General features: G+C 40.4%; 13 protein-coding genes. 7 read left to right on the forward strand and 6 right to left on the reverse strand.

What is annotated here, in order from left to right; genetic code table 11:
* Positions 1-498: 498 nt before the first annotated feature.
* The 4 genes from hemN (at position 499) to A3775_RS13270 (ending at position 4,386) form a co-directional block, all read left to right on the forward strand.
* Positions 499-1,881, forward strand: a complete 1,383-nt coding sequence (hemN, locus tag A3775_RS13255) for an oxygen-independent coproporphyrinogen III oxidase (protein ID WP_066377439.1) — start codon at positions 499-501, stop codon at positions 1,879-1,881.
* A 596-nt stretch (positions 1,882-2,477) separates the two neighbouring features.
* The gene (locus A3775_RS13260; RefSeq protein WP_066377440.1) at positions 2,478-2,750 is read left to right on the forward strand and encodes a GlsB/YeaQ/YmgE family stress response membrane protein; all 273 of its coding nucleotides are present in this window, start codon (positions 2,478-2,480) and stop codon (positions 2,748-2,750) included.
* A gap of 123 nt (positions 2,751-2,873) precedes the next feature.
* Positions 2,874-3,566 (forward strand): manganese catalase family protein, encoded by a 693-nt coding sequence (locus tag A3775_RS13265; protein ID WP_066377441.1) that lies wholly within the window; start codon positions 2,874-2,876, stop codon positions 3,564-3,566.
* A gap of 91 nt (positions 3,567-3,657) precedes the next feature.
* Positions 3,658-4,386 (forward strand): DUF3891 family protein, encoded by a 729-nt coding sequence (locus tag A3775_RS13270; RefSeq protein ID WP_066377443.1) that lies wholly within the window; start codon positions 3,658-3,660, stop codon positions 4,384-4,386.
* Positions 4,387-5,341: 955 nt separating this feature from the next.
* Here A3775_RS13270 and purH read toward each other — a convergent pair.
* Complete coding sequence (gene purH / locus A3775_RS13275; protein WP_066425338.1) at positions 5,342-6,880, reverse strand: bifunctional phosphoribosylaminoimidazolecarboxamide formyltransferase/IMP cyclohydrolase; 1,539 nt, start codon at positions 6,878-6,880, stop codon at positions 5,342-5,344.
* 314 nt (positions 6,881-7,194) lie between these two features.
* On the opposite strand from purH, the gene eis reads away from it, so the two are divergent.
* From eis to A3775_RS13295, 3 genes are all read left to right on the forward strand, one after another.
* Positions 7,195-8,370 (forward strand): enhanced intracellular survival protein Eis, encoded by a 1,176-nt coding sequence (gene eis / locus A3775_RS13285; protein ID WP_066425343.1) that lies wholly within the window; start codon positions 7,195-7,197, stop codon positions 8,368-8,370.
* Positions 8,371-8,525: 155 nt separating this feature from the next.
* Positions 8,526-9,440 (forward strand): DMT family transporter, encoded by a 915-nt coding sequence (locus A3775_RS13290; protein ID WP_066377454.1) that lies wholly within the window; start codon positions 8,526-8,528, stop codon positions 9,438-9,440.
* Between the two features lie 1,589 nt (positions 9,441-11,029).
* Positions 11,030-13,225 (forward strand): exopolysaccharide transport family protein, encoded by a 2,196-nt coding sequence (locus tag A3775_RS13295; protein WP_066425344.1) that lies wholly within the window; start codon positions 11,030-11,032, stop codon positions 13,223-13,225.
* A 79-nt stretch (positions 13,226-13,304) separates the two neighbouring features.
* Here A3775_RS13295 and A3775_RS13300 read toward each other — a convergent pair whose 3' ends face one another.
* The 5 genes from A3775_RS13300 to ndhI all read right to left on the reverse strand — a co-directional run bounded on the left by A3775_RS13300 (position 13,305) and on the right by ndhI (position 17,101).
* Positions 13,305-14,099 carry a GNAT family N-acetyltransferase gene (locus tag A3775_RS13300; protein ID WP_066377460.1) on the reverse strand — a complete coding sequence of 265 codons (795 nt, stop codon included), beginning with the start codon at positions 14,097-14,099 and terminating at the stop codon, positions 13,305-13,307.
* A gap of 407 nt (positions 14,100-14,506) precedes the next feature.
* Positions 14,507-15,427: an NAD(+) kinase gene (locus tag A3775_RS13305; RefSeq protein ID WP_066377492.1), complete on the reverse strand. Its 921-nt coding sequence runs from the start codon at positions 15,425-15,427 to the stop codon at positions 14,507-14,509.
* A gap of 6 nt (positions 15,428-15,433) precedes the next feature.
* A complete protein-coding gene (gene nuoK / locus A3775_RS13310) occupies positions 15,434-15,739 on the reverse strand; it encodes an NADH-quinone oxidoreductase subunit NuoK (RefSeq protein ID WP_006199065.1) in 306 nt (101 codons plus the stop codon).
* Positions 15,740-15,776: 37 nt separating this feature from the next.
* Positions 15,777-16,385, reverse strand: coding sequence for an NADH-quinone oxidoreductase subunit J (locus A3775_RS13315; protein ID WP_066377461.1), 609 nt, complete (start codon positions 16,383-16,385; stop codon positions 15,777-15,779).
* A 131-nt stretch (positions 16,386-16,516) separates the two neighbouring features.
* On the reverse strand, positions 16,517-17,101 hold the full coding sequence (gene ndhI, locus A3775_RS13320; protein WP_066377462.1) for an NAD(P)H-quinone oxidoreductase subunit I: 585 nt from the start codon (positions 17,099-17,101) through the stop codon (positions 16,517-16,519).
* Between the last annotated feature and the right edge of the window lie 55 nt (positions 17,102-17,156).

The raw sequence follows: 17,156 nt of genomic DNA on the forward strand, positions 1-17,156 counted from the left end.
CAGGACTTACGGAAAATATCTCTCAAACCCTATTTTCTTCTCTACGAGACGCTACGCGAACGCGAACGTGGTTCATTATTCCGTGACTTGTGCGTAAGTCCTAATTAAATAATTTTTCCCCAGAATTCTTGACTTTTGACTTGTTTGATGCCCCATGCCCAATTCCTAATTTTGGTTGAAATCGACACATAACGGTCTAGCATGGAATATTTAAACTAGACAACAGCTAGACTCTTACAACCTTGAAAGCTGACAACAAGGGGATGAAAGTCTCTCTTCCCAGTCCCTAGTCTCCGCAGTCAACAATTAATTGCAGACTCTTTATACCTATAAAACCAACCACCAGTCAACGCACGCGGTAGTCAAGATAACTTTGTCCAAGATTTAAAAACTGTTGTCTGCTAAGTTTTTGAATTTTGCGAGAAGTTAGAACTTCGGTGATTTTGAATGCCGCTAAGTATCACTAGGTGGCGTGGTAACAGTACCTTGGAGGATTTGATGGTTTTTCTTTCATCTGGTGTTAAATTTGATTTAGATTTGATTCAGAAGTATGATACTCCTGCACCTAGATATACCAGTTATCCACCCGCTACACAGTTAACTGAGGAATTTACTGAGCAAGATTTTCGAGATGCGATCGCAGCTTCCAATCAACGAAAAACACCTCTGTCTTTGTATTTCCATATTCCTTTTTGTCAGAGTGCTTGTTACTTTTGCGGTTGCAATACGGTAATTTCTAACAATAAGAATATTGCCAAACCTTACTTAGAAAACTTAGCGCGAGAAATCCAGCATACAGCATCATTGATTGATTCAGATAGAAAGGTGTTGCAAATACATTGGGGTGGTGGTACACCCAATTATTTAGATTGCGAGCAAGTAGAATTTGTCTGGAAACAAATTCATCGCCATTTTAACCTTGATCCAGAGGCAGAAATTTCTATTGAGATTAATCCCCGCTACGTTGATAAAGATTATATTTTCTTTCTCAGGGAAATCGGGTTTAATCGTGTTAGTTTTGGCATTCAAGATTTTAACACCCAAGTGCAAGTAGCTGTTAACCGTGTCCAACCTGAAGAAATGTTATTCGATGTCATGAGTTGGATTAAAGCAGCTAAGTTTAACAGTGTGAATGTAGACTTAATTTATGGTTTACCTTATCAAACTTTACAAACTTTTCAAGAGACGCTGAGAAAGACTGTTGCATTAGATCCTGAGCGAATTGTGGTGTTTAACTTTGCCTATGTACCTTGGTTAAAGCCAGCACAGAAAAATATTCCTGTGTCAGCTTTACCGCAACCACAGGAAAAGTTAGAAATTCTCAAGATGACGATTGAAGAATTGACTAATAGCCAGTATCAATTTATTGGTATGGATCATTTTGCTAAAGTTAATGATGAACTAGCAGTTGCTCAACGTAACCGCACCCTCCAGCGTAACTTCCAAGGCTACACCACCCACGCCGAAACAGAACTTTTTGGTTTTGGTGCGACATCTATCAGTATGCTACATGATGCTTATGTCCAAAATCATAAGCAATTGAAAGAATATTACCAAGCAGTTGCAGCAGATGTTTTACCAGTGAGTAAAGGAATTAAACTCACGCCAGATGATATTATCAGACGCGATGTCATTATGTCTATTATGTCCAATTTTCAACTGTATAAGCAGGACATAGAAGAAAAATATGATATCAAATTTGATCAATATTTTGCCCATGAGCTAGAATTATTACAGCCATTAGCTGATGATGGACTTGTAGATTTATCTAGTAATCATATCCAAATCACAGACATTGGTCGGTTATTGGTGAGAAATATTGCTGTTGTTTTTGATAATCATAATCAAAAGCCAGAAAAACAATTTTCCCGCGCTATTTAATACCGTTTACTGTCAGGTTGATCAATTTAGGCAACCAGGGGAATTTCTGGATATATTTGTCAACAACCTCAGTTTGTTCTAGCGTTGTTGAGACTTGCCAAGTATTTAATGCGAGTTTAGCTATTCAAGATGATAAAAATCACTGTCAAATTACTGATGACTTTTGACATGATTAATTTATAAAATATACTATTTAACATCCCAGCAAAAATATTATTTTAAGTTCGTAGTAAGGACTTTAGTCCTTATTTTTTTATTTCTTGCTTGTAGCGTCCTGTATCTTTAAGTTTTCTCTTGTACCATTCTCAATCAGAATAGATGGGCATTGCCAACACCATAAAACTAAGGATGTTAGTAACTTGCAAGCAATCCCAACGTACAAAAATTGTCTACACAGTAGCATTGCCAAGCATGGCAAAGAAAGGACTAAAGTCCTGACTACAAACACAAAAGTTTAAATAATTTTCATTTTCTCTTGTTTATCTAGCTATTACCGATATCTATCTTTTGGCTTCAAAAGTTACTTCATCAGGTGGAAACGTAACTTGATTCAAATTGTTAATCTGAGTTAAAGATGATATTTTTGAGGAGATTATATGAATATTATTGCGTGGATAATATTAGGACTATTGGCTGGTGCGATCGCTAAGGCGATTTATCCAGGACATCAAGGTGGTGGTATCCTTGCCACAATGATTTTAGGTATAATTGGCGCATTTATCGGTGGTAGTTTATATAGCCTATTGGCAACGGGAACGTTACAAATTACGGCGACTGGTTTTAGTATTCCCGGACTTTTATTAGCAATAATTGGGGCAATTATCGCTATCTATATTTGGGGACTCATCACCAGAAGCCGTAGCGCATAGTTGCAGAATAAATTCACAGCCAAAAAAATTAAGTGTGAAAGCCAGATTTTTTGCAATCAAACCCACAAGATTTAAGGGTTTGATGCCAATGATTGTTGTAGTAATTAATTGAAGAGGCAGTTCATGTTTTTCCATAAAAAAGAGCCTATTCATGCTGTAAAGATTGATGAGGCTAACCCTCGTTTTGCTCAGTTACTTTTAGAGCAGTTTGGCGGAGCGACAGGAGAATTATCAGCAGCTTTGCAATATTGGGTACAATCATTTCACGTTGAAAATGCTGGAATTCGAGATATGCTGCAAGATATTGCTATCGAAGAATTTGGGCATTTAGAGATGGTTGGTAGACTCATCGAAGCTCATACTAAAAATACGGATCAAACAGAGGCTTATAGAAGCACTCTCTTTGCTGTTAGAGGTATAGGGCCTCACTTTCTCGATAGTCAAGGTAATGCTTGGACTGCAAGTTACCTGAATGAAGGTGGTGATGTGGTGCGAGATTTGAGAGCTAATATTGCTGCTGAAGCTGGCGCACGTCAAACTTACGAAGAGTTAATTAAATTATGTCCAGATCAAGGAACTAAAGAGACTTTAGTTCATTTACTCACACGAGAAGTGTCTCACACTCAGATGTTTATGAAGGCTTTAGAGTCACTGGGTAAGTTGACAGATCCATTATTTGGTAATATTCAACCGGATGAAACTGTAAATATCTATTACAATCTCTCTACAAATGGCAATGGTCATGATCAACGTGGCCCCTGGAATTCTGAGCCGACATTCCAATACGTTGCTAACCCATTGGAAAGACATCCTTAATTGCTAGCAGGGGAACGGAGGGAGCAGGGTAGACAAGGTAGAAATTCTTTCCCATTCCCCATTCCCTTATTTAAAATCGGGAGATTAATTTGTGATTGTTAATGCAACACAAAATGGATGGGAAGTGATATACCATCGCGCCCACGCTTTGTTAGCAGCGCAATTAGCAGGACAATGGCGACGCAAAGATTCCCCGCCACGGATGTATGAAACACTCGCGGCTATTTCTCATCACGATGATTTAGAACAAGAGTGGAAGGAAGATAATCTGACTGAAGCGGGTGCGCCAAGGGACTTCACGATGAACACAGAAACAATAGTGAAGAAACTGGCTGATTTGGTGAATAATGCTCGTTATCGAGGGCGGTGGGTAGCTTTATTAATTTCCAAACACCTCAGCCGTTTAAATGAACCAAAACGGGGTGAGTCTCCCGAACTAAATCAATTTTTAGATGAACAACTGCAAAACCAACAACGTTGGCGCGAGGCACTAGGCTTGCAGCCGGCAGAAGTAGATGCAGCTTATGCGTTTATGCAGTGGTGCGATCGCCTATCCTTAATCTTATGTCAAAAAAAGTTACCTGCTGACCAAAGGTTTTTAGAAATTAGCAAAGGGCATGACGGTCAACGCTATGACATCATGCAGCGTAGCGATAACTTGATTACTGTGCAACCTTGGCCTTTTGAAGACGATAAATTTACAGTCAATATTGAGGCTTGTAATTTAGAACAAGTCAAGTTTGAGAGTTGCACGGAACTGAATCAAGCTCTGCAACAAGCACCAATCAAGGTACTAGAGTGGACTTTTGTCAAAAGCTAGGCAGACAACCAAAATTAAAAAGCACCTGGGAGTGTTGCCGTGTTTCCACCCCAAGTGCTTTTTGCTTTCAACTTGCTCCTCACACACAACTGGAGAATATCACCTATTTTCTTTAAATGCAAGTATATTGTGTGACGCTTTTTCAACTGGACAGGCAATAGTATTTTCTCCATCAATTAAAAAGCGTCTGGGAGTGTTGCCGTGTTTCCACCCCAGACGCTTTTTTAATTTCAACTTGCTCCTCACACACAACTGGAGAATATCACTTATTGTCTTGAAGTACAAGTATATCGTGTGGCACTTTCTCAACTGGACAGGTAATAGTATTTTGATCAGGACTTACCGAAGATTTGGGTTTGAGGTTCCCCATCCTTCTAGGACGGCTTTTGATAAAATAAGTATACCTGCAACACAGGCAGAGTCTCGCCGAAAGGGAGGAACCTGTCTCGCAATGGGCAGAAAACGCCGCCGGGCAGACGGTGTATGCTTGCTAAGGGTAAAGTAATCTGAACTTTTCGACTCGTCCGGTTGTTTGGATCTCCCTTTGTTCGCGCTAGCGTCGCGAAGCGAAGCAAGAATCCTCATGCCTTTAGGCTGAGGAGTGTCAAGTCACTGGCATATTAGTAGGGTGCGTCAGATATTAAAAATCTCATTATTCACAGCATTTCAGCAGTCTGACGCACCCTACAAGACTCGACAGGCAATACTTCAATTAAAAAGCGTCTGGGAGTGTTGCCGTGTTTCCACCCCAGACGCTTTTTAGTTTTAACTTGCTCCTCACACACAACTAGACAATATCATTGGTTCGATCCAATCGCTAGTCTGGTAAGTGACAGTTTGCAAACTGCACTAGCAAGTGTAGGGTGCGTCAGAAGCGATAATTGGGTAAAAAATCCCAGATTTTCCCCATCTGACGCACTCTACTAATGTGCCAGTTGCCTAAGTCTGGAAAAATTTAATGTAAGAAGTGACGGACACCAGTCAACACCATGACTAAACCTAGTTCATTGGCGGCTTTGATGGAATCTTGATCACGTAAACTTCCCCCTGGTTGGACAATCGCTGTAATTCCGGCGGCGGCGGCGGTTCTGACAGAATCATCAAAGGGGAAGAAGCCGTCACTGGCGAGTGTTGCGCCTTTGGCTTTGTCTGCGGCTTGTTCTAGGGCGATTTTGACTGAACCGACGCGATTCATTTGACCAGCACCTACACCTAGTGTTGTGCGATCGCTTGTGATGACAATGGCATTAGATTTAACGTGTTTGCACACCTTCCAAGCAAACAGCATTTCGGCTAATTCATCCGGTGTGGGTTGACGGTCGGTGACAATTTGCCATTTACTAGCATCAGCGATCGCATCATCGGCAGCTTGGACGAGAAAACCCCCAGCAATTTGTTTAACTAATGTTTTCGGGCCAGTGCTTAAATCTGCTAAAGTTAAAACTCGCACGTTGGACTTTTTCGAGAGAATTTTTTGCGCTTCCGCATCACAACTAGGCGCAACCACACATTCTAAAAATGTCTTAGTTAACTCACTGGCGGTAGCGGCATCAATGGAACGGTTGAGGGCGACAATTCCCCCAAAAGCCGAAACAGAATCAGCATTAAAAGCTTTTTGGTAAGCTTCCACCAGGGTATTACCTATAGCTGTACCGCAGGGATTAGTATGTTTAATGATGGTAGCGGCCGGTGTATCGGGAAATTCGGCAATAATGCGACGGGCAGCTTCTAAATCAACTAAATTGTTGTAACTGAGTTCTTTACCTTGCAATTTCGTAGCCGCAGCCCATCCTGTGGGAGTAGTCCCGGTTTGATACCAAGCCGCAGGTTGATGGGGGTTTTCACCGTAACGCAGAGATTGTAATTGTGTGCCAGTGAGATTGTATTGTTGGGGTAGGGATTCCTGAGATTGTTGAGCTAGGTAGGATGCGATCGCTTGATCATAACTCGCTGTATGTAAGAATCCTTTTAAAGCCGCCTTTTGGCGAAATTCTAAAGATGCTTCGCCGTTATTTTGGCGTAATTCCTGTAAATATTCATCATACTGCGCCGGGTCACATAATACCGTCAGATGAGCAAAATTCTTTGATGAAGCCCGTAACATTGCGGGGCCACCAATATCAATTTGTTCCACAGCTTCAGCTAATGTCACCCCTGGTTTAGCAATAGTCTGCTCAAATGGATACAAATTCACCACCACCAAATCAATCGGGCGAATTTGGTTATTTTCCAAATCCGTAATATCTTGAGGTACATCCCGCCGTGCTAAAATCCCGCCATGAATGCGCGGATGTAGAGTTTTCACCCGTCCCCCTAAGATTTCTGGTGAACCTGTGTAATCAGACACCTTGGTGACTGGTATTCCTGCATCCTTGAGGGCTTGGGCTGTTCCCCCACTGCTGATTAAATCAAATTCAAATTCTTCCACCAAGCTACGGGCTAGGTCAATTAAACCAGTTTTGTTAGATACACTCAGCAGTGCTAGACGCGCCATGTCTCAATTCCTCAGATGCGAAAGAACCCAATTTTTACATAACACTTGCGTCACTTCAAGCCCATTCAGGTTAATGGCGTTGCTGACTGGGTGTATAAATGGGGAGATGAGGGGGACAAATCAATTCAAAATTCAAAATACCCTACGGGAAGGCAAGCCTACAAAATTCAAAAAGAATTCCTGGGTACTGTTGACGGTTGACTGGGTAAAAGTTATTCTTCCTCCACTCCCCCTGCTTCCCAGTCCCCAATACCCAGTACCCATTCCCCAATATTGTAGTATGATGTAAATTCGTGCTACTACAGGTAGAGGCTATGACACCTCAATTCAAATACACCAGAGCCGAGCAAGAGGATATTCCAAAATTGGGAGCTATCCTCGAACAGTGCTTTATCATGCCATCTGGTGACAGTGCGATTTATGCTAAACGTATTGGTTTAGAAAACTTTCGCGTCATCTATCGAGAGCAACAAGTGGCTGGGGGACTGGCTATTATCCCGATGGCTCAGTGGTGGGGTGGTGAACGTGTACCGATGGCGGGTATTGCGGCTGTGGGTATTGCTCCAGAATATCGCGGTGATGGTGCTGCGATCGCATTAATTCAACACGCCCTCCAAGACATCCACGCCCAGCAAGTACCAATTTCCGTTCTCTATCCCGCTACGCAACGCCTATACCGCAAAGCCGGATATGAACAAGCCGGAAGCTACTGCACTTGGGAAATTTCCACCGCAAGTATTCAAATACACGCCCAACCTTTACCTGTACAACCTTTTGATTGCACAAATCAGGAAATTTGTCAAGCTTTATATCAACAGCAAGCCAAACTCACTCATGGATATTTAGACAGACATCCCGCAATTTGGAATGGAATTATTCACACTGATGAACCTACAACTGTTTACACTTATTTGATTGGTGAAACAGACAAACCCCAAGGTTATATTATTTTTACTCAAGAAAGAGCAAAAGAAGGCTCTATCTTGAACATTAGAGATTGGACAATTCTATCGAATGATGCTGCACAAAGTTTCTGGGCGTTTCTCGCTAAACATCGTTCTCAAATTGATCAAGTACATTGGAAAAGTTCCATAGTCGATGCTCTCACATTGCTGTTACCAGAGCAATCAGCTAAAATCCAGCAACAGGCGCGTTGGATGTTAAGAATAGTTGATGTATGCAAAGCACTAGAAGCGCGGGGTTATCCCGAAGGAATTACCGCCGAATTACATTTAGATGTACAAGATGATTTATTAACCGCTAACCACGGTAAGTTTATTTTATCTGTTGCCAATGGTCGGGGTGAAGTGACTCAGGGCGGTAAAGGAGAGTTCAAGTTAGACATTAGCGGATTAGCATCTTTATACAGCAGTTTATTGACACCCCATCAATTACAGTTAACAGGGAAACTAGATGCAACAGCAACAGCACTCTCCACCGCTACACAAATCTTTGCTGGTGCATCCCCTTGGATGGCTGATTTCTTTTAATTGGGTACTGGGTACTGGGTACTGGGTACTGGGAGATGAGGGAGCGGAGGAAGAATAACTTTTACCCAGTCAACCGTCAACAGTACCCAAGAATTCTTTTTGAATTTTGTAGGCTTGCCTTCCCGTAGGGTATTTTGAATTTTGAATTTTAAACTATGCACCATAGTTCTGGTCGCTGGCGTTTAGGGCTGGCGTTATCATTGTTAACAGTATTCTTGTGGGGTATTTTACCTATCGCCCTCAAGGTAGTTTTGCAATCTTTAGACGTTTACACCATTATTTGGTTTCGGTTTTTGGTGTCGTTTGTCATGCTGGCTATGTATTTAGGCTGGCGTGGTAACTTACCGAAGTTAAGACAGTTAAGTGCTAACTCTGGGAAATTATTGGCGATCGCTACTCTGATGTTAGCAGCTAATTACTTCTTGTTTATGCAGGGTTTAGCTTTAACATCACCTGCTAACGCGGAAGTAATTATTCAATTAGCTCCCCTGTTGTTAGGCTTGGGTGGTTTAGTTATTTTCCAAGAGCGTTACAACTTACAACAATGGTTAGGTGTCGGTGTCTTAACTTGCGGTTACATTTTATTTTTTCAGGCGCAATTCACAAATTTAATTACTTCCCAAGGTATTTATCTTTTTGGTAGTGCTTTATTAGTTTTAGGCGCAGCAGTTTGGGCAATTTACGCTTTAGCACAAAAGCAGTTATTACAATCTCTACCATCTGCTCATATTATGTTGATGATTTATGGAGGAAGTGCGATATTATTAACACCCTTGGCTAATGTTAGTAAAATTTTTACACTCAGTAGTTTTCATTTATTCACATTACTATTTTGTGGTTTAAATACTCTGATTGCCTATGGTGCATTTGCAGAATCCTTGGAACATTGGGAAGCCTCAAGGGTAAGCGCAGTGTTAGCTATAGCACCAATTATAACTTTAATATCAGTAGAATTAACATCTATAATTGCACCGAGTTTAATTCCTCCAGAAAGGTTGACAGTTTTAGGGGTGTTGGGTGCGTGTTTAGTTGTCGGTGGTTCGATTGCGATCGCCTTAAAAAAACGGTAATCTTGACACACATCTTGCAAGAGTTCCTAGATGATAATTTTTGTAGGGTGGGCATTGCTTGTCTGCTGCTAAGAGCCTTCGTTTTACGTTGTTGGGTGTGCATCACCTGAAGCTTATTGAGAATGGTGCAAGTTGAGAGTTGAAATTGGAAGTTGCTCCCATTAGCAACTCAGATACTAACTAGCGGCTGAATGTACGCAGCCATAAGATTTTGGCAATTTGGCAACTAAAATTAAGCTGTTGCCATTTTAATAAAAAAATCAACAGGATTCATGGGACACAATGATGGTAATATTTCCAGTTCCATGATCCATTGCCAGTTGTTGAAAAAGTGCTGTAGATTGACTCTACACAGACACAACCAATTTACAGCACTTTGTCACCGCTACATCACAACTGGCTAATTTTCACAGACACCCTAAATATAATTTCTCAGAGGATGTGAGAAAGTGCAGGATACTAGAAACCCCTCAACCTAGCAATATCTCTTTACAAATGTAGAGTTATTTTACCCTTCAAATATTATTCTCGCTAGGGGGGTGAGGTTTCCCAGACTTTGGTGTGAATCACAATACTTTTTTAACATCCTCTGATGATAAGGTGGGGAAATTTTCATGCTTCATCTTAAACTTGACTACATTGCCTCAGTTAGCACAAAAATCTCAAGTCAACTGACAACCAAAAATAATTTCACACTATTTTAAATTTTCCCAACGAAAATTATCAGTAAAATCACGATTATTTACTCATTTTATGCAAGTAATTACTTATTAATTCCCATTAGCTTATACATATTAGGTTTTTCTATCTTACCTGAATGTGCATATTGACTCACAGTACCATAATTAGCTCAATATTAATTTAAACCTAGTTAGAAATATTTGTGAGTAACTATTTTAGCATTGACCGAAATTAGGAAAATATTATTATTTAAAGCCTGAAGGCAATTGCATGATTAGATATTACTTTTATCCAGTATTAAAAACAACAGAAATTATAATTATTATCTTTTTAAGTCTCAGTAATTAATAAATTAAAATCACTAAGTTCATTAATTATCTTCTATATACTCAGCAATATTCATCACTATAGTCATCACAAAAAACAAATGAAAAAAGACACTATCTTTGCCAATTAAGGATATATGAAAACTCCATAGATATAGTTGACATAAGTTCTAGGCTCAGTTTAGGCTCTATATTCTTAATTCAATTTGCCGTAACTTGACACTTGGCAAGAGAATTAAGGCAGACTAATGTTCACAATGAACCAGGGTGAAATAATCAAGAATTTCATCCACAAGTTAGATATTTATTTGCTGCTACTTAGGGTGTGCTGAAGTATAAACACATAAGGTAATTGATATATTTTCTCTTCTCAAACTCAGAACATATCAGATTAAAGTTCCTGTTATTCTTGTTCTGTACTGTAAGGATTAAGGAGAAGCTTTCAAGTCAGGTTGTACGTAATATATATGTTTTGAATCATGTTTATCTAGAAAAATGACCTAGTTTTAACTATCAACCCTGCCAAATGAATTTTTTGATAAACCTTTAAATTCACTGTGGCGTTATTTGAGGTATTCACTCATGTCTAACATCAGTATCCAAGAAGAAAATTTTGTAACTGAATATTCACAAAAAAATCCAAAATTTAGACATATATCTAAAATTTTACTCCGCCGACGCTTTATAGTCTTAGGAGTTTCTTTTGTAGTCATTTCAATTACTGGTTTGTTGGCTTTGATGACTGAACCGACTTACAAAAGCTATATGGAAATTTTAGTCAGTTCTCAACCCAACCAAGGGACAGATGAGAATAGTTTAGAGAATAGTTCAGATAATAAAACAGGTGACTCAGCCCGAAAATTTATTGATTATTACACCGCACAAAAAAACCTCATGCTTAGTTCTAAGTTAATCGAACAAGCAGTAGTTTCACTGCGTGCAGAATATCCAAATATTACTGTAGAAGATATCAAAGGCAAGAGGAATGATAGTCAAAACGCTCCTTTAAAAGTCACTCAATTAGACCAAAAAAACGCAACTAATCAATTGGTAAGTCCAGTTTTTGAGATTTCATTCATCAATCATGACCCAGTTAAAGCTTACAAGGTATTATTAGCTTTACAAAAGGTTTATATTGACTACAATATCGAGCAAAAACAAGAGCGATTGAATAAAGGATTAGCCTTGATTAATGAGCGTCTACCAGGAATTAAAAAACAGTTGCAACAATCTGAAAGTAAATTAGAGAATTTTCTGAAAAAACACAACTCATTAAATCCTCAACTAGAAAGTCAAGTTCTCGTCAAATCTCTAGGTAATATTCAAAACGAAATCCAAACTACTCGCGCACAATTGCAAGATGTACAAACGCGCTACAAAAATTTAGAGAAAAAAATTGCTGCTTCCAGCCAGTCAGCAGTTAATGCTTCTCGTTTGAGGGAATCAACTCGCTACCAAATCCTGTTGAGTGAAATTCAAAAAACTGAACAAGCTTTAGCTAAAGAACAGCTACGCTACACAGATAATTCTCCTATCATTGTCAGTCTCAAGCAACAACGTGAGAACCAATTAGAACTATTGCAACAAGAAGTCAAGCAATTGAGTGCAAATGCTCAAGAAGAAGCAGCATTAACCAGAGAACAGCTAGTAGGAGTGCAACCGCAGCTAGCAGAGGAGTTAATTCAGTTGCAGACAACTGCTTTGGGGCTAACAGCTAAAGAAAAGAGTTTGGTAGAGTCAGAACAGCGAATTCGTGCAGATTTAAAGAAATACCCCAGTTTGATAGCAGAATATCAACGCCTACTTCCAGAGGTGGAAACTCATCGCAAAGCATTAGAACAAATGCTGCAAGCACAAAATTCTTTAGGATGGAAAATTACTCAGGGAGGCTGGAATTGGGAAATTGTAGAAGCACCAACCCTGGGAAGTGATAACGGTAACTACAGACTGTTGCTGATGGCTGGGGGTATAGTTATCGGGCCTATATTGGGGATTGCGATCGCTTTAATTTGGGGAATGCGTCATCGTGTCATACATTCTGCACAGGATTTGCAAAGAGTCACACACCTAAGATTACTTGGTTCTATACCCAAGCTAGCAGCGAATGCGATGGAAAAGCGGCTTCCTAGTTTGGCTCTGAATTGGCGACGGAAAGCAGCACCTTCTTTGGTAGAAAACAGTTCTTGGCTACCTTGCCATGAAACTTTAGATATGGTCTACCAAAATACACAAATCTTAAAGTATCCTTTTCCCTTTAATTCTTTGATGGTAACTTCTGCGATCGCAGGGGAAGGAAAGACAACGTTAGCGTTAGGGTTAGCGGCGAGTGCGGCGCACATGCACCAACGGGTATTATTAATTGATGCTAACCTGCGATCGCCTAAACTACACAAAATTTTGCAACTATCCAACGAATGGGGACTATCTCTACTATTAGTTGATGAAACCGATACCAACATCCAAGATTACATTCAACCCATTCATCCCTCAATTGACATTTTAACTGGTGGCCCTATACCAGAAGACCCCATAAAACTGCTCAGTTCTCCCCGTCTCAAAGAACTCATCGACATCTTCGAGCAAAACTACGACTTAGTGCTGATAGATGCTCCACCAATTTTAGGTAATGTTGATTCTCGAATTATTGCATCCTTGTGCAATGGAATTATGATGGTAGGACGCATTGGTTGGGTAACTCAAAATGAAGTCACTCAGGCTGTAGAAATTTTGAATCAGTTAAATTTAATTGGCATTATCGCCAATGAAGTAAGTCATTAATTTCCCATCTGTAGAAACGTTGCATGGTAACGTTTCTACTAACATTATTCACAACTATTTCTGTAGTTACACACAACTATTACCGAGTGCAATGCCATCTAGTAAACTCTTGAATATGAGATATAGTTAAAAAATCTATCGTCTTAAACTGTTTATCAATTGCTGGTAAACTACATATTTTAGCACCAATACTTAAATATGCCTTCATAATATTAGGGATTTCCAGATGATGGCATTTATCAGCTAAATTGTGACTTATATTCACAGAATATTGTGAATTTGGATAAACTAAAATACTCTTGTGCATCAAATCATGCTGTCGAAAATAATTATAGGCACAAGCTGCTTCCCCAGCGCATTGTGTGAGTAAGGAAACACAACCAAAAAAATATTTGTTTCCACTCCATATCAAATAATTAGCTAACCCTTCCCACAGTAATAATAGAGCTTGAATATTGCGATATTCTTTAGCTATGCAAGCACGCCCAACTTCTATAGATGACTGCAAAATTGTGTCAGGAATTGTGTTAAGATTAAATATATCAGCAGCATCAAAGCCTAAACCTTGAGATGCCATTTTATAAGTTTGCATCCTATAAGTTCCAATCGTTTGACCAGTTTTTCTGCAAATTAGCATCAAGTGATGGCAAACTTGATCAAACTCATCTTGATCCATTTGGGTAAGCTGAGAATTTGAAAATCCCAAACCTAGTTCTAGGTTAAACACTTGAAACCGTAAGCCAAAAATAGAAGCTAATTCTTCGGCATTTGTCGCCAGTTTGAGGATATACCTGTCGGTTTCTAGAGTGGGAAAATCTTTGATGTCAGAAGGAGGACTAAGAGGGGGGTTGATGTTGCGGTAAGAAATTTCCATCTGTCTTCCAACTTAAATTTGTGAACATATTTTAAGTTTCTAGCTTGATTAACTATACAAATAGAGGATTTGATATATTAACGTATCAAAGCGTTATTTACACAGTTATTGAGAACAAATTGCTCAACCAGATTGAAAGATATTAGTGTGCTTCTATTATTGGGTAAACTTTCCTAAAAATCTGGCAATAAGATACAGAATTAGCCTAATATTAAATTTGCTTGACATTTGCCAGCAACTCACGCAGTATACCAATTCAAAATTCTCTCATTCCAAATTCAAAATTAATTATTAGTGACTATGTAATAGATACCCGACTTCTCAAAGAAGTCGGGTATCTGGTTATAACAAGAATTACCTATTACTGATTGATGAGAATTATCATCAAAACGTATCTGAAACATCAATCAATTTCGGTGATTATCAGTGTAGCGAACCCTAGTACCAGCCCAGAGTAATTTTTCCCGTAGTGTCTGATAATAGGAATTGTTTTCTCGTAAAACAATAAACTTAGCCCGACAGTCAGCCATGCGGATATCAACACGATGTGCAGGCCAAATTGAAGTCGCCAACACCCCATCCATCCATAATTTCGTACTCAAATCATAGTCACCCAAAGGCCAGATACTCACAACAGAACCTGCGGGTAAAACTAGAGGACGACTAGACAGACTCATCGGACAAATAGGCGTGATGGTGATGGCTTCCATACCATCGTGCATGATCGGGCCATTAGCAGAAACAGTATAACCTGTTGAACCTGTGGGAGTGGAAACAATCAAGCCATCACCCACATATTGATCTACCACTTCGCCATCAATTTCCATTTCTAGGATAGAGGTGATCATGCGGTCAGCAGAAGCGGGTTTGACACAAAATTCATTCAATCCCAGAAAGCGTTCAGTGACAGGTTCCAAATTCGTGCGATGTCCTTCATACACCGCCGCTTGCAACATCATCCGCCTTTGAATAGCATAGCGGTCTTCAAATAGCCGATCCCAAACTTTCTCTGTATCTTGAAATTCTTCGACTGATTCAGTTAAAAAACCCAGATGACCACCGACATTCACCCCTAGAATGGGAATACCAGCTGCTGCTAAATGTCTGGCACTGGTTAAGACAGTGCCATCACCACCGAGTACAATTGCCAAATCAATGGGTTGCCCGGCGGAAGCCAAAAACACGGGATAAGGGTTATCTTTTGGCCCGCTAGGCCCCATTAAGACCTGACAATTGCGATTTTCCAGTTGTTTAGCGCAAATTTCAGCCCAGCGTTTGCTCTGGGAATCTCGCGCTTTATAAGCAATGATTACCTGCTTGAGTTGCACACGCAATTACCACTTCAGGAGATTAAACTGCTCCATATCGACGGTATCACGGTTGCGATAAATGGCAAGCACAATCGCTAAACCAACCGCCGCTTCAGCAGCTGCCACGGTAATCACAAACACGGTGAAAACCTGACCCTTAATTAATGTTGAGTCAAGAAAGTTGGAAAATGCCATTAAATTCAGATTAACAGCATTCAGCAGTAACTCGATTGACATCAACACTCTTACAGCATTGCGGCTAGTAATTAAGCCATAAATTCCGATGCAGAATAAAGCTGCTGCAAGTAATAAAAAATACTGGAGTTGCATTAGTTATTCTATCCCTTGTGAAATATTTGGCTTGTATTTACTCTTTGGTTTCGCTACCAGCACCTACCAGTTCTCTGGGGCGTTCGGGTAAGGTCAACACAGTTTGAGGCAAGTCTGAAGGGGTGACTTCTGGCAGATACTCACGACGTGCCAAAATAATCGCTCCTACCATTGCCATCAGTAATAATACAGAAGCCAGTTCAAAAGGTAATAAAAAGTCGGTGAAGAAATGTTGACCGATTAACACGATGGAACTTTCTCCCGGCACAGGAGTAGTTGAGTAAGCCCAAGGGGTGGCTAATACCATCGTACTTAACAGGGCGAACAATCCGACAGCGACGATCGCAGTCAAAATTTTCCGTACTCCCGCACTGGGAAAGGGGGTAAAATCCTGCCGCTTGTTCACCAACATAATAGCGAACAAAATCAGCACGTTGACCGCCCCGACATAAATTAACACTTGGGCGGCAGCGACAAAATCACCATTTAATAACAGGTACATTCCGGCGATGCTGATGAATACACCACCCAACAGAAAGGCAGAATAAACGATGCTCGATGCTAACACCACACCCAGGGCTGCACCAATCATCATTACTGCCAATATGCCAAAGGTAACAACCTGTACTCCTTCCGCTAGATTCACTGTTTTTTGTCCTCAGTCAATGATCTGTAGTCATTAGTGAGCCAGCGCGGTCTTGGGGGTTTCCCCCATGAGCGACTGGCGAACCCGTAAGGGTCATTAGTCGTTAGCAAAGGACAAATGACTAATGAGGCTTACTTTTCTACTTGTTCTACTAAGTCTTCTGGACGCGCCCCAGCACGAGGTGCATCGGCGGGTACACCGTGGGGTTCCAGAACGCCTTTTGGTAGATAAACCAGTTCGCGTAGTGGTGTCACCATTGGGTCATTTGTGACTTTGTAAGGCATACGACCTAATGCCACACTATCATAGTTGAGTTCATGGCGATCGTAAGCGGCTAGCTCATATTCTTCTGTCATTGATAGACAGTTAGTTGGGCAATATTCCACACAGTTACCGCAGAAAATACAAACACCGAAATCGATGCTGTAGTGTTTGAGCTTTTTCTTTTTGGTAGCTCTGTCGAATTCCCAATCAACTACAGGTAGGTTAATCGGACAAACCCGCACACAAACTTCACAGGCGATACATTTATCAAATTCATAATGAATCCGACCGCGAAACCGTTCACCAGGAATCAGTTTTTCATAAGGGTACTGCACGGTGACAGGACGGCGACGCATGTGGTCGAAAGTGACAGATAGCCCTTGACCAATGTAACGTCCGGCTTGTACTGCTTCTTTGGCGTAATCACCAACTTGTTTGAGGAACTTGAGCATTTTGTGTCTCTCTCTTGTGTTACTTGTTAGTTGTCAGTGTTCTTGGTCAATGATC

It is taken from the genome of Anabaena sp. 4-3 (assembly GCF_001597745.1).
Taxonomy (GTDB): Bacteria; Cyanobacteriota; Cyanobacteriia; order Cyanobacteriales; family Nostocaceae; genus Trichormus.

Bases quoted from the DNA above. Each gene is read 5' to 3' on its own strand.
- hemN (WP_066377439.1), top strand. From the start codon at position 499: ATGGTTTTTCTTTCATCTGGTGTTAAATTTGATTTAGATTTGATTCAG.
- A3775_RS13260 (WP_066377440.1), top strand. From the start codon at position 2,478: ATGAATATTATTGCGTGGATAATATTAGGACTATTGGCTGGTGCGATC.
- A3775_RS13265 (WP_066377441.1), top strand. From the start codon at position 2,874: ATGTTTTTCCATAAAAAAGAGCCTATTCATGCTGTAAAGATTGATGAG.
- purH (WP_066425338.1), bottom strand. From the start codon at position 6,880: ATGGCGCGTCTAGCACTGCTGAGTGTATCTAACAAAACTGGTTTAATT.
- eis (WP_066425343.1), top strand. From the start codon at position 7,195: ATGACACCTCAATTCAAATACACCAGAGCCGAGCAAGAGGATATTCCA.
- A3775_RS13290 (WP_066377454.1), top strand. From the start codon at position 8,526: ATGCACCATAGTTCTGGTCGCTGGCGTTTAGGGCTGGCGTTATCATTG.
- A3775_RS13295 (WP_066425344.1), top strand. From the start codon at position 11,030: ATGTCTAACATCAGTATCCAAGAAGAAAATTTTGTAACTGAATATTCA.
- A3775_RS13300 (WP_066377460.1), bottom strand. From the start codon at position 14,099: ATGGAAATTTCTTACCGCAACATCAACCCCCCTCTTAGTCCTCCTTCT.
- nuoK (WP_006199065.1), bottom strand. From the start codon at position 15,739: ATGCAACTCCAGTATTTTTTATTACTTGCAGCAGCTTTATTCTGCATC.
- ndhI (WP_066377462.1), bottom strand. From the start codon at position 17,101: ATGCTCAAGTTCCTCAAACAAGTTGGTGATTACGCCAAAGAAGCAGTA.